Raw genomic sequence first — 22,982 nt, 5'->3', positions numbered from 1 at the left:
ACAGATGTACCTAAATTGGTTTATAATGGAGCAGACAACTTCCATGCTACTTCTTCTAGACACTTATATGATGGAGATTACATTAGATTAAAAGATTTAACATTCGGTTATAACTTACCTTCTAAATTTACTGAGGGTATTGGTCTAGATGCAATTTCATTTACAGTTAAAGGTACTAACCTTTACACATGGGTTAAGGATGATGGATTAAAATTGGATCCAGAAGTAGGAGCAGCTGGTTACACAGGATTGGTAACTCCTCCAGTAAAATCTGTTGTTTTTGGTGTTAACGTTAAATTTTAATTAGAATGAAAAAAATATTATATACAGTAATGGCTTTTGCCTTACTAATAGGAAATACTTCTTGTTCTGAAGATGAACTAGATCCTACAGTTTCTCAAGAAAAAGACTTCAATTCAAGTATAAATACAGAAGAAGATTTAGAAGGTATATTGGCTGGTGCTTATAACAGATTATCTATTGAAACATACTACGGTAGAGACTATATAGTTTTTAATGAAGTAAGGAGTGATAATGCATTTTCTAATGCTAATTCTAATAGATTTGTTACGGCTGGACAATTAGAGGTTTTACCTTCTGATGCTTATCCAACTGATACGTGGTTCAGAATATACTCTGTAATAGGTTCTGCAAATATTATTATTAATGCAGAGAATATAGAAGGAGATGCAGCTTACATTAATCAAATGAAAGGTGAAGCTTTAGTTCTTAGAGCTATGGCGCATTTTGATTTAGTAAGGCTATTTGGTCAACAACATGTTACAGGAGGTACTTCTCCAGGTGGTGTTCCTTATGTTACCACATTTAGAGATGAGGAAAACTTTTTTCCAGCAAGAAATACTGTTGAAGAGGTTAAGAATTTAGCTATAGCTGATATTGATGCAGCTTTGGCAATAATGTCTCCAGGTTTAGATGGTTCTAAAGAATTCATTACAACTAGTGCTGCAAATGCAATTAAGGCAAGGATAGCTCTTTATTTTGGTGATATGACTACAGCTGCTACAGCTGCAAAGGCAGTTATTGATTCTCAGAATTTTTCTGTAGCGAGTGAATCAGATTTTGCATCAACTTTTTCTACAGATAATGCTGTTAATTCTATTTTTGAAATAGCAATGTCTCCTACAGATAATAGAGGTATTAATGGTTTAGCTAATATATTTTTAAATACATCTTACGGTGATGTTGTAGTGTTAGATAATTTCTTAACTATTTTTGATGATGATGATATTAGAATTGGTGAAGATTTTATTGAAGTAGATGGTGCCGGTTTCACAAGAAACATTGGGAAATACCCTTCTAGTACATTCGATGATAATATTAGTATTATTAGATATGAGGAAGTAATTTTAACATATGCTGAAGCTATGTTAACAGTAGATCCTGCGGTTTCATTACAATATTTAAATATGATACCTGCTCAAAGAAATGCTAGTCTTTATACTGAAGCGACTCTTGATAATATATTACTTGAGAGAAGAAAAGAATTAGCTTTTGAAGGTGCTCGTTTTCACGATTTGGTAAGAACAGGTCAAGGTATTCCGTTAATAGATGAATTACAACAAACACACAAAGGTGTTCCTTACGGATCATTTAATTTAGCATTTCCTATTCCAAATAGTGAGGTAGATGTTAACTCTAATGTTTCGCAGAATAAAGGTTTTTAAAATAAAATAAAAAATATTTATTTTATTTAACCGCCAAGAGCAATTGCTCTTGGCGGTTTTTTTGTTTTATTAAATTAATATTTAATAATGTAACCTTATTTAATGTTGCTTTTAAGGGGTGTTTTTTCTCTATAATTACTCTTTTAGTGATTAGTTTTTATGTTTTTCACTTGTATTATTTTCTTTTTTTTTAATTACTAACAAGTAGTATTTTACTTAATAATTTACGCTTGAACAAGGTTAACACTTGTTTTGTTTATATTAACATATATGTGGGTAATTACTTTAATTGTACACTTTTATATATTTCTTTGTTAATTTAATTAACAATTATTGTTTGTTTCTTTAACTTAAATTTAAGATTTTTGCTGTAACTAACTCAAAAATCAAAATAAATGAGAACAAAAGTAACTTGGATTTTAACACCCTTGTTGGTGTTATTTATGAGTTTCTCTTATGCACAAGAGAAAACAATTACAGGTAACGTTACAGATCAGGATGGTCTTCCGTTACCAGGTGTTACTGTCTTAATTGTAGGGACATCTACAGGGACAGAAACAGATTTTGATGGAAACTACACCATCAGCGCAAAAGTTGGACAAGTATTACGTTACAGTTATATTGGTCAAAAAAATACAGACAGGAAAGTTGGTGCTAGCTCAACTATAAATGTGCAAATGGATGAAGATGCTGAATCTTTAGACGAAGTAGTAGTTACAGGTTTTGGTAACGTATCAAAAACTTCTTTTGCAGGATCTGCAAAAGTAGTTGCAGGAGAGAACATTTCTCAAAAATCTTTTACTAACGTTTCTCAAGCTTTAGCTGGTGAAGCAGCTGGTGTTTCAGTATTTAATACTTCTGGTCAACCAGGTAGTACATCTACAGTAAGAATTAGAGGTTTTGGATCTGTAAATGGTAGTCAAAATCCTTTATATATAGTAGATGACGCTCCATTTAGAGGTAGCTTAAATGATATCAATCCAAATGATATTAAATCAGTTACAGTTCTTAAAGATGCTTCAGCTACTTCACTTTATGGTGCTAGAGGAGCTAATGGGGTTATTGTAATTACCACTAAAAGAGGATCTGATACTGGTAATGAAATTAATGTATCTATTAAAACTGGAGCTAACTTTCAGGGTATAGGTAGGTATGAAACTATTGAGTCTCCAGAGGAATACATTGGTATAGCCTGGGAAGGAACTTACCAAAGAGGTTTGTTAGAAAATAACGGAGATGAAATTGCAGCTATAGATTATGCAAATGCAAATTTATTTGAAGGTGATAATGCAGATGTTTCAGATATTTCTCCAGTTTATAATATGTGGAATGTTAGTGATAGCGGTGCTCAAGGTGTTTCTGAATTAATAGATCCTGCTACAGGAATGGTTAGACCAGGAGTAACTAGAAGATATACGCCAGAAGATTGGGAAGATTTTGCTTTTCAAAGTGCTAACAGAATAGAAGGTAATATATCATTAGCTAATACTGGTGAAAATTCTTCAGTTTATACATCAGTTGGTTTTATTGATGATCAAGGTTATGCAAGTAACACAGATTACCAAAGATTAAATGCTCGTATTTCTGCAACAAATAAGTTTAGAGATTTCATAAAAATGAATACTTCTTTAAACTATGCGCAAAGTGAAACAAACAATAATGGTACAGGTAGTTCTTCTTCTTCTCAATTTTGGTGGATAGATAATTTACCTTCAATATACCCTTTGTTTACAAGAGATGCAAACGGAGCTAAAATTGAAGATCCAATTTATGGTGGTTTCTTATATGATTATGGTTTAGAAGATGGTCGTGGTTTTGGTTTTGCTACAAACGGTGTTGCAGATTCTCAAATTAATATTAGTAGGTCTAAAGACAACTCAGTAAACTTCACAAATGACTTAAAAATTACATTAGTAGAAGGTTTAACTTTAGATAACAACTTCTCGTATCAGTATTTTATGAGTGATGATATTCTTTTAAATGAACCATTTTATAGTCCTTCCAAAGGTCAGGGTGGTGTAATTAACAGATCTAGATCTGAAACTAAAAACTATACAATTAGGACAGGACTTAGATATAACAAATCTTTTGGCGCAACAAATTTATCAGCTTTTGTATCTCACGTAGCAACTGCTTATGAGTTCAATTATTTAGAGGCAGAGCGTTCTAAATTAGTTACTCCTTTCGGAACAGATATTTCTAATGGTGTTGTAAATGCACCTAGTGATGGTTTTACTAGAGATGAAAGAACAGAAAGTTACATAGCTAATGCTACTTTAGATTTTTCTAGTAAATACTTTTTAAATGCTACTTTTAACAGAGATGCTTCTTCTAGATTTGTAAATGAAAAATGGGGTAATTTTTATTCTGTTGGTGGTGCATGGGTAATGTCTCAAGAAGATTTTATGTCTGGCTCTAAGTTTGTAGACTTTTTAAAGTTAAAGGCTAGTTACGGTGTTCTAGGTAATTCTGGTGTGTTAAATGGTACAGCTAATAACTACTATCCTGGTTACAATTTATATTCTGTTAACAACTTAAATGATAATATTTCTTTAGCTTTTGCTACAAAAGGTAATCCAGATCTTACATGGGAAAGTTCTAACCAATTTAACGTTGGTGTAGAGTTTGAACTTGGTGGTTTTGTTGATGGTTCTATTGAAGCATATAGAAAGTCTACTACAGATATGTTTTTTGACAGAAGAGTTGGCCCTTCAGTAGGTTATGCTTTAATATCAGTTAATGACGGTGAATTATTAAATTCAGGTGTAGAATTTGATTTAGATTTTAAAATAGTGGATAATGATAAATTCAATTTATCATTTGGAATTAATGGTTCTACATTTAAAAATGAATTGCAGGCAATGCCTATTGATCCGGCAACAGGAGAGCAGCAAAAGCTTGATATAGATGGAAATTATGCTCGTACAGTTGGTCGTTCATTATATGATTACTATATGCCAGTTTACGCAGGTGTTAATGTAGATACTGGTGCAGCTCAATGGGAACGTAGTTTTAATGACTTAGATGGTGATGGTGTTTTTGGAACAGGAGACGAAATCATTACTAATTTAACATCATATATGAATGATAATCCTGATGCTACAATAGTTCAAGATATCACTGAGGTATATTCTGAAGCAGCAGATAAGTTTATCAATAAAACAGCTATTCCTGATATAACAGGTTCATTTAGATTAAATGCTTCATATAAGAATTTTACTTTAAGTACTTTGTTTAATTATTCTTTAGGTGGTTATGCATATGATACTGCTTACGCAAACTTAATGGATAACGATTATGCAGGTACTAATAACTTCCACGTAGATATTAGAGATCGTTGGATGCAACCTGGTGATGTTACAGATATACCAAGGCAAGATGCAAGATTTCAAATTCAGCAAAATGCTACATCTACAAGGTTCTTAGTAAAGTCTGATTATTTAGCTTTAAATAATGTTAGATTAGGATATACATTACCTAACGACATTAGTGAGCAAATAGGTCTAAAAAAATTAGACTTTTATATTACAGGTGATAACCTTGCATTTTTCTCAAAGAGACAAGGATTTAATCCATCTACATCTATAACTGGTGGATCTAGTATTTACAGATATAATCCATTATCTACAGTTGTTTTAGGTGTTAATTTAAAATTATAATAGTATGAAAACAATAAATAAAATAATTTATGCAGGAGCTTTATTATTTATGAGCTCATGTAGTGAAGACTTTTTGGAGGTATATCCAACAGAAACCTTATCTCAAGAACAAGTGAGTGAGGCTTCTAAAATTAATCCAGATGTTTCTAAAGCTACATTATTAGGTATTTATGAAAACTTATACCGTAGAGGTAGTGGTGGTACTGGTAGTCAGGAAGATTTTGGTATTACAACACAGTATATTCAGTTGGATATGTTTTCTGCAGATATGGCTCATTTAGGTAAGAGTTATAATAGACAAACACAAATTTCTGAGTTAACAGCCACGGTAGATCCAGATTCGGAATATAATTACAGACCATGGAGATTTCTTTTTAGAATTATTAATCTATCTAATTTAGTTATAGATGGTGCAGGTGGTAATGATGTAGTGCCAGAAACTGAAAACCTTAGATATACAGTTGGTCAAGCAAAAGCTCTTAGAGGGTATGCTTATTTCTTTTTAGCACATGTTTTTGTTAATGATATAACAAATATGTCTCAAGAAGTACTTCCTATTTATACAAGTGCTGAAGATATAGATCAGCCAAAATCTACTTTGCAAGAGGTTTTTGATTTGGTTATAAAAGATTTAACAGATGCAGAAACTTTGTTAGAAGGTTTTGTTAGAGAAGATAAAATTGAAATTAACCAAGATATTGTTAGAGGTTTATTAGCAAAAACTTACGGAGCATTAAATAACTGGCCTAAAACTGAAGAGTATGCTGCATTAGTAGTCAACTCTGGTAATTATCCAATCATGACTGCAGATGAAGTTGCTTTATTGCCAGATGAAAGTGGAGCAGTAGGTGGTTTTAATGATATTAACTCTATTCCTGGTATTATGTGGGGTATTGATATTACACCAACAGGTCAAGGTTTAGCATCTTTATTTTCTTGGTGGGGTTTTATGGACGTGTACAGTTATAGTTATGCTGCCGTAGGTAATTCTAAAGGAATGGATGCAGATTTACATGCTAATTTTAGAGATGATGATATTAGATTAAATCAGTTTTCTGCAAGTTTACAACCTTCTGGTAAATTTTACTATAAGGGAGCAGAGCTTAATGGTTTTGCAGCCTTTTCTGGCCCGCAATCTAATATAGATTCAGATTCTCATTATATGAGAATAGCAGAAATGTATTTATTACACGCAGAGGCTGCGGCAGAAAATGGTAATGATGCAGCTGCAAGAACTAGTTTAAAAGCTTTATTAGATTTAAGATTAGATGACAGTTCTTATATTGATGGTTTATCTGGTGCTGCTTTAGCAGAGGAAGCTGCTTTACAGGCTCGTTTAGAATTGTTTGCAGAAGGTCAATCTTATTTTATAATGAAGAGAAGACGTGAAACTAGAACTAGGGGGTCTAACTGGTTAGACTTTTCAGGAGATTCTTTTAGTCATGATGATGAGCGTTTAACTTATGAAATTCCTCAAGAAGAGATTTTATTTAATCCAAATATTAATTCTCAGAATTAACATTTAAATATTTATTTTATTTAACCGCCAAGAGCAATTGCTCTTGGCGGTTTTTTTTGTCTTTTTTTCTCTAACCATAATACCTTTTGTTCAGTAAGCTATGTTTTTAATGAACATTTGTACGTGTTAAATTAACAGTTAATTATCTTACTTTATAGAATTAAATTTCTTCTTTTTTTGCGTCTGAAAAATACGAATATGATAAGAAATAGCTCGTTACATTGATTTTTAATTAATAAAAAGCAACTTTTTTTAAAAAATTCTGTAATTAACAAAGTTTTAATACGACAAAGTGCTTTATAGATACTTTTTAAGTTGCTGTTTTCTTATTTATAAAAGTTTTTTGGGTAGTACTAATTCTTTGTAGGGCACTGAATTTACTAAGTATCTATTTTTTTATTAAATAATTTTTAGCCCAGTTTAATCACTTGTTATAAATCTAAAAATGCTAAAAAAATGTTAATAGTATTTTTTAAGGTGTATGCAAATAGTTAAAGGAAAGCTAAAGCTAACTCAAAACTAAATTAAATGAGAAAAAAAGTAACTTGGATTTTAACACCCTTACTGGTGATGTTAATGAGTTTCTCTTATGCGCAAGAGAAAACAATTACAGGTAATGTAACAGATCAAAATGGTTTGCCTTTACCTGGTGTTTCTGTGTTAGTTGTTGGTACAACAACAGGTACACAGTCAGACTTTGACGGTAACTATACCATAAATGCAAAAGTAGGTCAGGTTTTGCGTTACAGTTACATTGGTCAAAAAACTACACAAAGAACCGTTGGTGCTTCAAGCACAATTAATCTTCAAATGGAAGAAGATGCAGAGGCATTAGAGGAAGTTGTGGTAACTGCTTATGGTACTCAAAAGAAAGAATCTCTTACGGGATCAATAGCAGAAATTAAATCTGAAGAAATCACTAAGGTTGCTTCTGGTAATGCTGTAACAGGTTTAACGGGGAAAGTTTCTGGTGTTCAAATTTTTTCAAATTCTGGCCAACCAGGTACTGCGCCTACAGTTAGGTTTAGAGGTATTGGATCTTTAAACGGATCTTCTGCGCCTTTATATGTTGTAGACGGTGTTCCTTATAACGAGTCTATTACATCATTAAACCCTAATGATATTGAGTCTATTTCATTTTTAAAAGATGCTGCAGCTGCTGCTTTGTATGGAAATAGAGGTGCTAATGGTGTTATTATTGTAACTACAAAAAAAGGTAAAGCTGGTAAAGTAAGTGTAAACTTAGATGTTAGAACTAGCTTTACTAGTAGAGCAGTTAAAGACTATGACGTTATGGATGGTGCAGGTGAGTATTTAGAGGCTTACCATAAAATGCTAAAAAGTAACGATATTGTAGAGAATGGTACAGATGAGGCAACAGCCGGCATAAACGCATCTGCAAATTTATTTGATGGAGCACAAGGCTTGGTTTATAATCCTTTTGGAGGCGATAGAACAACTGTTGTAGACCCTACAACGGGTAAATTAAGATCTGGTAACCAGTTATGGACATCAGATTGGGAAGATGAGTTGTTTAATAACGGTAGTGGTATACAGTCTTTATACGCAAGTGTAGCCGGAGGTACTGAAAAAGCTAAATACTTTTTCTCTGTAGGTAATGAAGATAATACAGGGTATAACATTAATACCGGCTTTAAAAGGTTAACCTTAAATATGAATGTAAACTCTCAAGTGAGTGATAACATTAAATTGGGGATGTCTGCTAATTATGCTAACAGAGAGCAAACAGGAACTTTAACTAATAATATTACAGGTAATTTTGCTTGGGTTAGAAATATAGCGCCTATTTATCCTGTTTTTGCTGTAGATCATGCTACAGGTGAAACAGTTTTAGATGATAAAGGAAATCCACTTTGGGATTGGGCAGATGTTACATCTCCAAATGCAACTGCAGGTAGGCCATTTAATGGTTTTTCTAATCCGCACGCTCTACAAACACTAAATGTAAATAAATCTGTAAGAGATAATTTAACATCTAGAGCATTTGCAGAAATCAAATTCTTAAAAGACTTTACATTTACGTATAATTTTGGTTTAGATCTTGCCTTTTATAACACTACCAATTATACCAATAAAATTGTAGGTAGTGCATCTCCTGCAGATGTTAATGGTAGATTGTCTGAGCAATTTGGTAGAGGTACAACTTATACCAATCAACAATTATTAGGTTGGAAAAAAACAATAGGAGAAGATCATAACTTAGATATTTTGTTAGGTCATGAAAATTCAGACTACAATTTTAAATTCTTAGATGCAAACAAAAAAAATCAGTTTATCTCTAATGATATTTCTGCTAGTTTATTTGCAGAGAATGATGGAGCAGGTAATGTTACAGGAGGTCCAACAGAGTACCTTTTAGAAGGTTTCTTTGCTAGAATGTTGTATGATTTTGATAACAAATATTATATAAATGGTAGTTTCCGTAGAGATGGTTCTTCTGTTTTTGCCGATGAAAATAGATGGGGTAATTTTTGGGGAGCTGGTTTAGCTTGGAGAGTTTCTAAAGAATCTTTTATGGATAATGTAAACTGGATTTCTGAGCTTAAACTTAAATCTAGTATTGGTCAGCAGGGTAATGACTATGTTGGTTACCCAGACAATACTGCTGTTAGAAATTATGCTCCTTATTTAGATCAGTGGGATGTAACTACAGATGGTGAAGAGTTTAATTTAAATAAAACAGTTTTAGGTAACAGAGATTTAAAATGGGAGACATCTACCAATTTTAATGTTGGTTTTGAACTTAATATGTTTGATAATAGAGTGAGAATTGAATCTGAATATTTTGAGCGTAAAATAACAGATTTAATATTTAACAGGCCTTTACCTAACTCTTCTGGTTTACCTTCTATTCCAGAAAATGTAATGGATATGCAGAACGTAGGTTTTGAGGCAAGTATTTCTTATGATATTATTAGAAATCAAAATTTAAACTGGACCGTAAATTTAAATGCAACTCATTATAAAAACGAGATAACTAAACTTGCTCCTGGAAGAGAATTTATAGATCCAGGTACTGTATATAGATGGGAAAAAGGTAGTAGTGCTTTTGATTATTACATTAGGGATTTTGTAGGGGTTAACCCAGAAAATGGTAATGCTATTTGGTATACTTCTAGCGAGTTTGAGGCAGACGGTACAACACCAATTGTAAACAACCAAACTGAAGATTACTCTGTAGCGTCAGAAACTAGTTTGGGAAAATCTGCTTTGCCAGATGTTAACGGTGGTTTTACATCATCGCTTACTTATAAAAACTTAGATTTTAGTTTTGCACTTTCATACCAATTTGGAGGTTATGCTTATGATGCTATTTATAATGATGGCTTTGGAGGCGGTATTGGAGAAAATTTCCACAGAGATTTTAATAAGTCTTGGACGTATGATAATACAGACGCTCAGTTGCCTAGAGTTATAGATGGGACTAGAAATTATAGTGTGTCTGATTTGTTTTTACAAAAATCAGATTTTATTAGTCTTAATGATGTGTCTATAGGGTACACTTTACCACAAGAGGTTTCAAATAAAATAGGTTTAAGCAAAGTTAGAATTTATGGTTTAGGTAACAACTTAGCTTTATGGACAGCATCAGATGTTCAAGGTTTTGATCCTAGAGCAAGTGTAACCGGAGGTAACAACTCTGTTAGATACGCAACATTAAAAACGTTTACGTTAGGTTTAAATGTTAATTTTTAAAAGTAAAAAAATGAAAAAAATATTAGTAATAGCTACAATGTTGGCAATATCAGCTAGCTGTAGTGATGATTATTTAGAGTCAGATTTAGAAAACATAGTTACAGACGAAACTATTTCAGAATTAGCTGAAGAATCACCAGAAGCTTTGTTGTCTACTGCAAGTTCTTTTGATACAGGTACAATTAATAACATGCGTACATTTAACGTAGCTGGTTCTGGTGGAAACCATAATGATTACGGACAAAAATCTATAGATTTAATGATGGATATTATGTCTAATGATATGATAGATTCTAACAATGGTTGGTGGTATGATGATTTGTACAAATACATTGGTAGAACTCAAGAATCTGGTACAGAAACCAACACAATATGGGATTATTACTATGAGATAATTAAAGGTGCCAACCAAACAATTACACTTATAGGTGGTTTAGATGAATCTGTTTTAACGCAAGATTTAACTTATGTTTTATCTAGATCTAAAGTGGTAAGAGGATTGGCGTATTTGCAATTAATACAAATTTATCAAAAAGGAAACCCTGCAATGTCTGATGCTGGTGTGCCAATTATAGACCCTACAGCAGATTTAGTTAATGGGCCTGGTTTTGGTAGATTAACTGTACAAGATGTTTATGATCAAATAGAGTCTGATTTAAAAGAAGGTTATGATGGTCTTGAAGGATTTTCTAGACCAGATAAAACTGTAATTAATCAAAACATTGCAGCAGGTTATTTAGCTCGTTTTTACTTATTGTCTAAAGATTATACAAAAGCAATACAATTTGCAGAAATAGCAAAATCGGCAGGTTCTTTAGCAGCAGATCAATTGTTAGATGGTTTCCAGTATATATCTAATCCAGAGTGGTTGTGGGGAGCAGATATTAATGGAGATACGTCATCTATTTATGCTTCGTTTTTTGCACAAATGCAATCGTATTCACCTGTGCAAAAAAGTGCTATTGGTGTAACACCAGGTTATACAGGACAATTAGGGCACCACAGAACTGTAGATGTTAGGTTGTATAATGCAGTAGCTTCTACAGATGTGCGTAGCAATTGGTTTGGACCAGATAACGGTTTTATAGATCAGCCTAAAGAGGGACAAATTTATAATTACAAGTTTTACGATGATACGTTTTTTGAAGCAGATTACGTATATATGAGAGTTGCAGAAATGTACTTAATTATTGCAGAAGCTAAGGCATCTAGTGGTGATGATGCAGGAGCGGCACAAGAATTATTTGATTTAGTTTCTACTAGAGATAATGCATACACACGTTCTACAAATTCAGGTAGTAGTTTAATGGAAGAAATTAGACTGCATAGACGTATAGAACTTTGGGGAGAAGGTTTTGGTTTATTGGATATGAAGAGATGGAATGTTGGTCTTGTTCGTGATTTTGAAGGTACAACACATCCTAATAGTCCTTCATCTTTCTTTAATATTCCTGCAGGTGATGCTCGTTTTACTTTTCAGATTCCAGAAACTGAAATTAATTTAAACGATGCTATTACGCCAGCAGATCAAAATCAATAATAATACAAATAGTATTAACATTGATTTTAAAAACTAGCCCAGATTATCAACTCTGGTATTTGGGCTTTTAATTTGTTTTAGTCAACATATAAAAAAGCTCTTAGGTTTATTTCTAAGAGCTTTTTTTGTGTGCTATAATGTTAAAGTTTTTTACTCTACTTTAAACTCAAATATTTCAGAGGTAGAAGTATTGTTTTCACTGTCTTTAGTAATTACTCTCCAATAATAAATAGTATTAGTTGTAACATTTGTGTTCATAGTAGTTTCTGTAGTTACTCCTATACTTGTAGTTGGTGTGTCATCCGTTCCAAATAATATTTCATAATCAACTATATCATCATCTACATCTTCACCAGACCATTTTAATGATACTTCATTAGTTGTAGCAATAGTTGCTCCTCTAGCAGGATTAATTGCGTCTGCAGGAAAAGGAGCGTAATTTTCTGTGCCAATCCCTTGGTTGTAAAATTTCCATATAGCACTGGTTGCAGTTTCTGTTGTGCCAGATGCTTTAGATATTACAAACCATTCATAAGGTGTACCCCGATCTATAATTACCGCTTCAGAGGTAGTTGTAACTGTTTTTGTTATGCTGTTGCCAGTGTTTAAATTTTTAATATTTATCTCATAGCTATCTGTATCAACTGCATCACTCCAGCTAAACTCTACAGAGCTTTGCCTGTTACTAACTATTGTTCCTTCATTACATTCTGTGTTGTTTTCAGGAAAAACTAAAGTGGTTGATTTTGGTGCTGCAATTGGTTCTGGAGTATCTGCACCACCATCATCACCGCCACCGCCACAAGACGCTAGCATTAAAGCACTAATACAAGTAAGTTTATATATTGTTTTCATTTTATTTTCTTATTATTTTATAGGTAAGTATGGTATGCTGTGTTTTTATGTTTAGTACATAAATGCCTCTTGCTAAAGAGTCTACATTAAATTGTAAAGCGCCATTATTGGTTTTATGGTCTTTTTTGTAAACTCTGGTGCCGTTTATGGTGTATAAAGCAAGTTCTACTTGTGTTACATTTGGTTTGTTTAACTCTATAGTTAAATCTCCTCCTTTAATAGGATTAGGATAAATAAAAATATCGGTGCTAGAAATAATTCGTTCTTCATAAATTCCTTGGCAGTCTTTATCAGTTTTTATACTTATTTTATTTTCTATTTTATCTAATGGTAGGGTAATTTCATTTTTGGTGGTAGTATATGTTTTATTATTTATGTTGATGTTATAGACTTTACCTCCAGTTAAATTAAATGTTACACTATTAGAAACAGAGTTTACCGCAGTTGATACAGCTAGTGGTTCTGGTTCTGAAATAGATACTGTAAAACAATTTTGATATTCTGGTTGTCCTTCAACAGTAATACAAATAGTGTAGTTACCTAAGGCCAAATCATTAAAAGATACTTCATTGGTAAATGTTTTAGATTCATTTACATTGCCACTTATTGTAGCTGTATAATTTAGTGCTATTTCTGCTGTAATATCTATAGCTCCATTGTTGCTAGAAATACAACTTTCTGCTGTTGTTTTTATTCTAAAGTTAGAAGAAGGTAGTGAGAAGATTTCGCATCCATTTATGTCAACAATAGTATTTTCTGGAGTTGCAGGGCACAAGTCTAAACTATCAATAACACCATCATTATCATTGTCGTTATCACAAACATCGCCAATGTTGTCGTTATCTAAATCTGCTTGGTCTGGGTTGGCAATTAAAACGCAATTATCATCTACATCTAAAATATCATCGTTATCATCATCAGTATCACATACATCTCCTATGCCATCACCATCGGTATCTAGTTGGTCTGCGTTGGCAATAGTAGGGCAGTTGTCGTCTACATCTAAAATGCCATCATTGTCATCATCGTCATCATCTAGTTCACCTTCTAAAACAAAATCATCTATAACAACACCTTCTTCTGATACACCTGGGTCTGAATGAAAAACTATTCTGAAAATAATACTTTCTTCTAAGCTTAAATTTGGCTCCCCTAACGCTGCATTTGTATTAAAGTTGTAGCTATATTCTGTTAGGGTTGCATTGGTACCTGTCCATTGTTTTCCAGGGCAATTTTGGCAATCGTCAGCAACACCAGATATTGCATTTGTTCTGTCGCTGTTGTACCAGTTGGGTTGGCTATTAATGTTGCCCAAAACATTCCAATCTATACCTTGGTTTGTAGAGTATTCTACATAAACAACATCCCAATTTTCCTCTAACTCATAAGCCATTTTAAACTTTAAAATAGGATTTGCTATACTGGCTATATTGTAGCAATTACTAATTAAGTACGCTTTAGTGTTATTTGGGTGATCACCATCTAAGTTAGTAGCATAAACATTAGCTCCAGAGCTGGCAGTATTTAAAACCAAACCATTAGGAACTCCCTTTTCCCAAAGAGGTGTGTCGCCAGACTCATTATAGGTTAATAAGGATTCTTCATCACTATCAAACGTATTTACAATATTAGCATTTCCGTCTCTGTTTATATATAATGTGCTGTTTTTAGAGTTGTTTGTGTTAAAAGTGTCATTTGTTATTGTAGCAGTTATTTGTAAAGTAACCTTGCCAAAATCTGTAGTACCTATGTTAGGTAAACTTATTGTGGCAGTTTCTTCAAAATCTAAAGACCCGGTCCATATAAAGCTTAAATTTGTATTGTTTAATCCGTAGGCAAACGTAACTTCTGTTATAGTATTGGTTCCGTTATTTTTAATAGTTGCTACAGGTGTAATTTCACCACAAAGAACTGAGTTTATGGCTGGTGATATGGATATTAAGCTAACATCATTATCAGGATCTTTAATTGGCAATGGGGATTGCCAAACACCTCTTCCGTATGTAGCAGCTGTAATAATATTATCTGTTGTATTAATATCAATATCGCCTATAGCTACGTTTGGCAAGTTTGTGTCGTACTCCTCCCATTCAGTAAGTGTATCATCTAACCTGTAAACACCTAAACTTGTACCTACAAAAATAGGGTTGTCTTGGTGTAAGCCTTGGTGAGCAATGCTAAAATAAGCTTGGTCTGTAGGTAAATTTAAAGTAATATCTTCTAAAGTAACATCTGTGCCATCTGTTGTAATTTTATAAACTCCACGGTTAAATGGTTGTCCAGATAATGCTATGCCTACTCTGTTAGATGTAGTAGCGTAAAGTATAGAGCTATCTAAATTGTTAACTGTTACATCTGATATGTTACCGGGTAAAGAGATATAAGAAGTAAAGTTTACTCCGTTATCTTCACTTTTATAAATAACATTATTGTTAACGGCATAAATTACATCGGCATTAATAGGATCTGTTTCTAAATCTTCAATTTTTCCAAACCCTACAGATGTGCTAATTTTTACCCAATTGATGCCTTCTAATTTATAAATGGCATCAAAACCAGCAAAAACTTCCCCTCTTTTATTAATAGCAAGTGGGGTAATCCAATTACCATCTATGTCTTCATCATCAGCGTTTTTAGGCGGACCTAATTGAGCAATGTTTTCGCCAGAATTAGATGAAATGTTTAGAGATCCTCCATTTTGAGTAAAACCATATATTAGATTATTATTGTTAGGGTCTATTACATTATCCATACCGTCTCCACCGTGGTAATTATTCCATTGGTTGTTGTTAAAAACGTTTCCACCATTATCTTGTAAACCACCAATCATTTTAGCAGAATCATCTTCTGCAACAGATATTCTGTAAAATTGCCCAATAGACATTCCGTTAGTTACATCTGTAAATGTTGTTCCATTATTCTCAGAAACATACAAGCCTCCATCACTACCACAAAAAAGCTTAGAGTTAAACATTTTTAAGGTATGTATATCTGCGTGGGTATAAGCACTATTATTAATGCCCCAATTATTTAGTTTTCCAAAGCTATTGCCTCCATTTGTGCTTCTCCATACATTTAGGCAACCTGTAAATAAGGTGTTTTCATCTGTTGTAGATACTTCTAAGGCTAAATCAAACCAAGCTTGGTTAGACTCCAAAATGTCTGTAGTGTTAGATGTTTTTGTAAAAGTTGTTCCGCTATTTGTAGATTTGTAAATGCCTTGAAATGTATAGTCTGTATTTGCACTTAACACATATACAAAATTTTCATTAGCGGGTGTAACACCTAAAACCATCCTGCCAGAGCTTGTTGGTAAATTACTGGTAATAGTGTTAAATGTTGTACCACCATCTGTAGATTTGTAAAAGCTGTTAAAATCTACCGCATAAACGGTGTTACTATCGTTTGGTTTAAGTTTAAAATCGGTAATGTTTTCTTGTAATGTATTTACCCACGTTACACCACCATCTATAGTTTTATATAATCCGTTATTAGATGCTACCCAAACAATATTGCTATTTGTAGGGTCTATGGTAATTTCATTAGTTAAAAATGATATTCCAGATGTTATTGTACTAGTGTTTAAACCTGTTTCATTCCAAGTATTTCCGCCGTCTGTAGACTTAAAAACTCCAATACTGTATGAGTCTGCAGCATCATCATCTCCGGTAGAAATATAAATAATGTTAGAGTTATTTGGGTCTACTGCAATACCAGATACACCAATTTGTAGAAAATTAGAAAAAAGGTTTGTCCAACTTGCTCCAGCATTTGTAGATTTCCAAATACCACCAGCTGGTGCGCCTGCATACCAGATATTTTCGTTATTAGGATCTACTGTAATAGCATTAATTCTCCCGTTGCCGGGTAATCTGCCAGCAAACACATTACTTGTAGATGGTCCTACAGACGTCCAATTACTAGTTGGGTTTACTTTGCCCGAGGTATTGTTTTTAGATTTCCAGGCATCATAAATTTCTTTTGAGGTTGGTATGTATCCGTTACTGTTTTGGTAGTAACTCCAATAATTTTGCCACCTCATAAAAGGTTTGTATCCACTACCTTTTTCATTTTTATTTCTGGTTTTCCAATAATCGTCAAATGAAGACCTTAAATCTTCTATAGTGCTATTGTAATTACTATTTTTTGCAGCTGAGTTAGCCTTATTTTTTCTTAGATCTTTCATCCAAGGGGCGGCTTCATTAAATTGAGCAAATGAAAAGGAGCAGCTCAATAAAAATAGCACAAGTAGTTTTTTTGTCATTTTTAGTTTGTTTGGTAGTTAAGTTTAAAAGTGTTTTTTTTGGTTTTATTTAACGTTTTAGCAAAAGAAAAGTGCTAAATATCTTAATTAATAGTAGTAAACACAAGAAAATAGCACTATTTTGTTAAGTAAATCTTAAAATATGTAATTTATTTATGAGATGTACATTTGTTAATTTTTTATTGCAACCTTGTTATATAGTGGTTGGTCTGTAAAACGTAACAAAACTTTCACAGATATTTAAATGTAAAAAATTACCTTTGCTTATATTTTTTTATAAATGAGATATATTGTATTTGTATTTTTACTTTGGGGATCAGTTGCCTTTGCGCAAAATCCAATATCAACTAAAAAAGATTTAGGTTCTAAAGGAGAAGAAAAACCAGGTAAGGTTTTAGCTAAAGGTGAAGAAGAAAAACCAAGTGTAGAAGAGTATAAAATATTTACTATAAAAAAAGATACAACCTTTTTAGATACAACACTAACCATACAAAAAGAATATAAGTATAATTATCTGAGAAGAGATGGGTTTGAGCTTATGCCATTTGCAAACATTGGAAAACCATCAAATAGGTTAGGAGTAGATTTTGATAGTGAATCAATGTATCCTTCTTTAAGTACATCTGCATTAACAGATAATTATTGGAGTGTAAACCAAATTAAGTATTATAATGTGCCAACGCCTTTAACAGAGTTAATGTTTAAAACAACAATGGCACAAGGGCAATTGTTAGATGCTATGCTAACATTTAATATGTCTCCTCAGCTAAATATATCTTTAGGATACAAAGGGTTTAGGTCTTTAGGGAAGTATAATTATGATCAGGCAGAGTCTGGTAACTTTACCGTAACATCTAATTATACATCTAAAAATAACAGATATCAATTGTTAGCACATATTGCTGCGCAAGATGTAACTTATCAAGAAAATGGAGGTTTAACAGACGGTGATACTCAGTTTGAAACCGGAGATGATGAATTTACCACAAGAGATAGGTTAGACGTTGCTTTTATTGATGCAGAAAGTATTGTTTTAGGAAAAAGATATTTTTTAGATCAGCAATATAAGTTAATTAAAAAAGATGAAGATTCTACAAGCAGTATTATAGCTACATCAATAGCGGTTGGACATCAGTTTAGTTATGAAACAAAATTCTCTAAATTCAATCAAGATAACCAATATGATTATTTTGGAGATACCTTTTTAGATGAGACAAATGATAAAGCTCATTTGCAAACAACCTACAATCAATTAAACACTACGTTTTCTAACAAATTATTAGGTGAGCTAAAAGGCTTTGTAGGTATTTATAATTATAACTACTTTTTTAAAAGTTTATTAATTACTCCAACAGGTACAATAGATAATCAGTTAAGAGGAACGGAAATATCTTTAGGTGCTGCTTACAGCAAAAAAATAGGAGAATTTAATTTAAAAGGAGAAGCTGCTTATAATGTATCAGGAGATTTAGGAGGTAGTTTTTTAAATGCAGAAGCTACCTATATATATAAGGACAAACATAAATTTAAGGCAAGTTTACATAATGAGTCTAAAATGCCTAATTTTAATTTCTTGCTTTACCAAAGTAATTATCAAAATTACAACTGGCAAAATACGGCAAGTTTTGACAAACAAAATATAAACAGTTTAAATTTTCAGTATAGCTCCAAGCCATACGGAACATTATCTGCTAAGTATACAAACATAGATAACTATACTTATTTTAAATCTACGGCTACAGAAGAGCAGATTAATAATGGTCAAGAAAACGCATATATAAAACCGTTTCAAGAAAGTGCTTCTGTTGGATATTTAAAAGTAAAGTACAGCAAAGAATTTAAATTTGGTCGCTGGGCATTAGATAATACAATAATGTATCAAAATGTATCACAATCTAACTCCGTATTAAATTTACCAGAATTTGTAACTAGAAATACGCTTTATTTCTCTAAAGATGTGTTTAAAAAAGCAATGTTTATTCAAACAGGGGTTACATTTAAATATTTTACAGCTTATAATATGAATGCCTATAACCCAGCTTTGGGTGAGTTTTACGTACAAAACCAACAAAAACTCGGGGCATATCCTATGTTAGACTTTTTTATAAACGGAAAAGTAAAACAAACAAGGATATATTTAAAGGCAGAACATTTTAACTCATCCTTTACAGGCTATGACTTTTATTCCGCACCTAACTACCCTTATCGTGACTTTGTAATACGTTTTGGTTTGGTATGGAACTTCTTTTCTTAATATTTATAACTGTACGTTATAGTATAATAGCTTTTATTCTTTAACCCTACAATCGCCTTTTTAGCGGTAAAGTAATATTGTTTTAGGTTAGTTTTTAATGATAAGCTTAGGCTTGGTAAAAAATAGGTTAAAAGTGTGTTGTTTTAAGTGTTTGAAAAATAGGGTTCTAAAGCATAAAATAAAAATACTTTAAAAAAAGAATCAAAAAAGCCTTGTGGTGTTTAAAAATGGGAGTATATTTGCAGCCGCTAACGGAGAAACAAGCAGTTGTAAAGTTAGTAGAGTTCATTGATTCAGTTGTAAAATTAGTATAATATAAAGGTTAAAAAATAAGTAACTAAAAGCTTGTTTTGTAGCAATTAAAAATACTATTTTTGCATTCCCAATTTGCTAGGGTTGTTAAAGCGAAACAAACAGTAAAATAAATTAAATTTTTATTTTGTCAGTTTAAAAAAACGTTTTACATTTGCAACCGCTTTCAGAGAGGGTAAGGCGATAAGAAATTTTGGAATGATTTGTTATTAAAAATCAACTAGTTCGAGTCTAGTATTTCTACAAGAATTAAAAGTTCATTTGACATATTGAAGAGACAGCAAAATAATGCTACTTGTAGTATTATTGGATTAAAAAAAGAGAATGAGTTTAGTTTAGGACGATTTTAGGTTGTTAAGAATATTTACAAAACAACGATGAAGAGTTTGATCCTGGCTCAGGATGAACGCTAGCGGCAGGCTTAACACATGCAAGTCGAGGGGTAACAGAGGAGCTTGCTCTTGCTGACGACCGGCGCACGGGTGCGTAACGCGTATACAATCTGCCTTACACTAAGGGATAGCCCAGAGAAATTTGGATTAACACCTTATAGTTTATTTTTATGGCATCATTTAAATAATAAAGTTTACGGTGTAAGATGAGTATGCGTCCCATTAGTTTGTTGGTAAGGTAACGGCTTACCAAGACTACGATGGGTAGGGGCCCTGAGAGGGGGATCCCCCACACTGGTACTGAGACACGGACCAGACTCCTACGGGAGGCAGCAGTGAGGAATATTGGACAATGGAGGAGACTCTGATCCAGCCATGCCGCGTGCAGGAAGACGGTCCTATGGATTGTAAACTGCTTTTATACAGGAAGAATAAGGACTACGTGTAGTCTGGTGACGGTACTGTAAGAATAAGGACCGGCTAACTCCGTGCCAGCAGCCGCGGTAATACGGAGGGTCCGAGCGTTATCCGGAATTATTGGGTTTAAAGGGTCCGTAGGCGGGCTGTTAAGTCAGGGGTGAAAGTTTGCAGCTCAACTGTAGAATTGCCTTTGATACTGATGGTCTTGAATTATTGTGAAGTGGTTAGAATATGTAGTGTAGCGGTGAAATGCATAGATATTACATAGAATACCGATTGCGAAGGCAGATCACTAACAATTGATTGACGCTGATGGACGAAAGCGTGGGTAGCGAACAGGATTAGATACCCTGGTAGTCCACGCCGTAAACGATGGATACTAGCTGTTTGGATTTCGATCTGAGCGGCCAAGCGAAAGTGATAAGTATCCCACCTGGGGAGTACGTTCGCAAGAATGAAACTCAAAGGAATTGACGGGGGCCCGCACAAGCGGTGGAGCATGTGGTTTAATTCGATGATACGCGAGGAACCTTACCAGGGCTTAAATGTAGATTGACAGGTTTAGAGATAGACTTTCCTTCGGGCAATTTACAAGGTGCTGCATGGTTGTCGTCAGCTCGTGCCGTGAGGTGTCAGGTTAAGTCCTATAACGAGCGCAACCCCTGTTGTTAGTTACCAGCACATTATGGTGGGGACTCTAGCAAGACTGCCGGTGCAAACCGTGAGGAAGGTGGGGATGACGTCAAATCATCACGGCCCTTACGTCCTGGGCCACACACGTGCTACAATGGTAGGTACAGAGAGCAGCCACTTAGCGATAAGGAGCGAATCTATAAAACCTATCACAGTTCGGATCGGAGTCTGCAACTCGACTCCGTGAAGCTGGAATCGCTAGTAATCGGATATCAGCCATGATCCGGTGAATACGTTCCCGGGCCTTGTACACACCGCCCGTCAAGCCATGGAAGCTGGGGGTACCTGAAGTTCGTCACCGCAAGGAGCGACCTAGGGTAAAACTGGTAACTAGGGCTAAGTCGTAACAAGGTAGCCGTACCGGAAGGTGCGGCTGGAACACCTCCTTTCTAGAGAAAGACGACCGTTACATATTAGTTTATGTAGTAAGAATTTAGTTTATCTAGATTTATTTTCTTTTTTCGCTGTCACTTCAAAATATTAAGATACAACAACTAAGATTGAGTCCCATAGCTCAGCTGGTTAGAGCGCTACACTGATAATGTAGAGGTCGGCAGTTCGAGTCTGCCTGGGACTACTAAGTAAAGCTTATCAAGAGTAAGTGTTACAAAAGTAGTCAAGGTAAAACAAGAGGCTATAGTTATTTTAGTTTGGTTGTATTGAGATAGCATTATAAACGTAATGTAAAAAGGAAATTCTGGAAGTTGAGTAGTAGTTGGCAGTACTAACTACAAGCTACTATATACTACTTTTAGTATATGGGGGATTAGCTCAGCTGGCTAGAGCGCCTGCCTTGCACGCAGGAGGTCATCGGTTCGACTCCGATATTCTCCACCAGGCAATTTCTGGAGATAATTAATATTATCATCCAGTGTATTGTAATCGAGAGCATAGATAATTTAATTGTCTGTTGCGATTCGTAATAACGTTCATTGACATATTGGGACATTGTGTATAATTACCACAGGGGTAATTATCACGATAAGAAATAAAAAGAATACGAAATAGAGAAGAGCAAGAGGCTATTAGATGGTATGTAAAACATCTAGTAGTGACAAGTTACAAAAGGGCGTATGGGGAATGCCTAGGCTCTCAGAGGCGAAGAAGGACGCGATAAGCTGCGAAAATCTGCGGGGATCAGCACATATGATATGATCCGCAGGTATCCGAATGGGGCAACCCGGCATATTGAAGATATGTCATCTCGAAAGAGAAGCAAACCCGGAGAACTGAAACATCTAAGTACCCGGAGGAGGAGAAAACAAAAGTGATTCCGTTAGTAGTGGCGAGCGAACGCGGATTAGCCCAAACCAATATTGTTTCGGCAGTATTGGGGTTGTAGGACCACGATATTTGGTGTGTTATGAATTAGAATACGTTGGAAAGCGTGGCCATAGCAGGTGATAGCCCTGTATAAGTAAAGACCATTACCGATAGTGGTATCCTGAGTAGCACGGGGCACGTGAAACCTTGTGTGAATTTGGCGGGACCATCCGTTAAGGCTAAATACTCCTGAGAGACCGATAGTGAACCAGTACCGTGAGGGAAAGGTGAAAAGAACCCTGAACAAGGGAGTGAAAAAGATCCTGAAACCATACGCTTACAAGCGGTCGGAGCCTTTAGGGGTGACGGCGTGCCTTTTGCATAATGAGCCTACGAGTTACTTTTACCA

9 protein-coding genes, 2 tRNA genes and 2 rRNA genes (1 of these 13 only partly in view) are annotated in these 22,982 nt (G+C 34.0%); 11 read left to right on the top strand and 2 right to left on the bottom strand.

The window, feature by feature from the left end; translation table 11 throughout:
* The first annotated feature begins 15 nt into the window (after positions 1-15).
* The 6 genes from CELLY_RS17215 (at position 16) to CELLY_RS03365 (ending at position 12,120) form a co-directional block, all read left to right on the top strand.
* Entirely contained in the window at positions 16-303 is a 288-nt protein-coding gene (locus CELLY_RS17215; protein WP_244847038.1) for a hypothetical protein, read from the top strand.
* A gap of 5 nt (positions 304-308) precedes the next feature.
* Positions 309-1,685: a RagB/SusD family nutrient uptake outer membrane protein gene (locus tag CELLY_RS03385; RefSeq protein WP_013620251.1), complete on the top strand. Its 1,377-nt coding sequence runs from the start codon at positions 309-311 to the stop codon at positions 1,683-1,685.
* 395 nt (positions 1,686-2,080) lie between these two features.
* Positions 2,081-5,344 carry a SusC/RagA family TonB-linked outer membrane protein gene (locus tag CELLY_RS03380; protein ID WP_013620250.1) on the top strand — a complete coding sequence of 1,088 codons (3,264 nt, stop codon included), beginning with the start codon at positions 2,081-2,083 and terminating at the stop codon, positions 5,342-5,344.
* A gap of 4 nt (positions 5,345-5,348) precedes the next feature.
* Positions 5,349-6,863 carry a RagB/SusD family nutrient uptake outer membrane protein gene (locus CELLY_RS03375; protein ID WP_013620249.1) on the top strand — a complete coding sequence of 505 codons (1,515 nt, stop codon included), beginning with the start codon at positions 5,349-5,351 and terminating at the stop codon, positions 6,861-6,863.
* Between the two features lie 528 nt (positions 6,864-7,391).
* The gene (locus CELLY_RS03370; RefSeq protein WP_013620248.1) at positions 7,392-10,580 is read left to right on the top strand and encodes a SusC/RagA family TonB-linked outer membrane protein; all 3,189 of its coding nucleotides are present in this window, start codon (positions 7,392-7,394) and stop codon (positions 10,578-10,580) included.
* Positions 10,581-10,590: 10 nt separating this feature from the next.
* On the top strand, positions 10,591-12,120 hold the full coding sequence (locus tag CELLY_RS03365; protein WP_013620247.1) for a RagB/SusD family nutrient uptake outer membrane protein: 1,530 nt from the start codon (positions 10,591-10,593) through the stop codon (positions 12,118-12,120).
* 150 nt (positions 12,121-12,270) lie between these two features.
* On the opposite strand, the gene CELLY_RS03360 is transcribed toward CELLY_RS03365, so the two are convergent.
* Together CELLY_RS03360 and CELLY_RS03355 are read right to left on the bottom strand one after the other, a co-directional pair.
* Positions 12,271-12,975 carry a hypothetical protein gene (locus CELLY_RS03360; protein ID WP_013620246.1) on the bottom strand — a complete coding sequence of 235 codons (705 nt, stop codon included), beginning with the start codon at positions 12,973-12,975 and terminating at the stop codon, positions 12,271-12,273.
* A 1-nt stretch (position 12,976) separates the two neighbouring features.
* Positions 12,977-17,239 (bottom strand): T9SS type A sorting domain-containing protein, encoded by a 4,263-nt coding sequence (locus CELLY_RS03355; protein WP_013620245.1) that lies wholly within the window; start codon positions 17,237-17,239, stop codon positions 12,977-12,979.
* 280 nt (positions 17,240-17,519) lie between these two features.
* Here CELLY_RS03355 and CELLY_RS03350 point away from each other — a divergent pair, with 280 nt between their 5' ends.
* The 5 genes from CELLY_RS03350 to CELLY_RS03330 all read left to right on the top strand — a co-directional run.
* Positions 17,520-19,493, top strand: a complete 1,974-nt coding sequence (locus CELLY_RS03350; RefSeq protein WP_013620244.1) for a putative porin — start codon at positions 17,520-17,522, stop codon at positions 19,491-19,493.
* 686 nt (positions 19,494-20,179) lie between these two features.
* A 16S ribosomal RNA gene (locus CELLY_RS03345) occupies positions 20,180-21,699 on the top strand.
* Positions 21,700-21,813: 114 nt separating this feature from the next.
* Positions 21,814-21,887, top strand: a tRNA-Ile gene (locus CELLY_RS03340).
* Positions 21,888-22,070: 183 nt separating this feature from the next.
* A tRNA-Ala gene (locus CELLY_RS03335) sits at positions 22,071-22,147 on the top strand.
* Between the two features lie 214 nt (positions 22,148-22,361).
* Positions 22,362-22,982 (top strand): 23S ribosomal RNA (locus tag CELLY_RS03330); it runs 2,206 nt beyond the window's last position.
* Together the 16S and 23S rRNA genes with 2 tRNA genes alongside form the textbook arrangement of a ribosomal RNA operon.

Origin of the sequence: Cellulophaga lytica DSM 7489 (assembly GCF_000190595.1) — a bacterium.
GTDB classification, from domain to species: Bacteria; Bacteroidota; Bacteroidia; order Flavobacteriales; family Flavobacteriaceae; genus Cellulophaga; species Cellulophaga lytica.
This window is presented reverse-complemented; position numbering and strand designations above follow the sequence as displayed.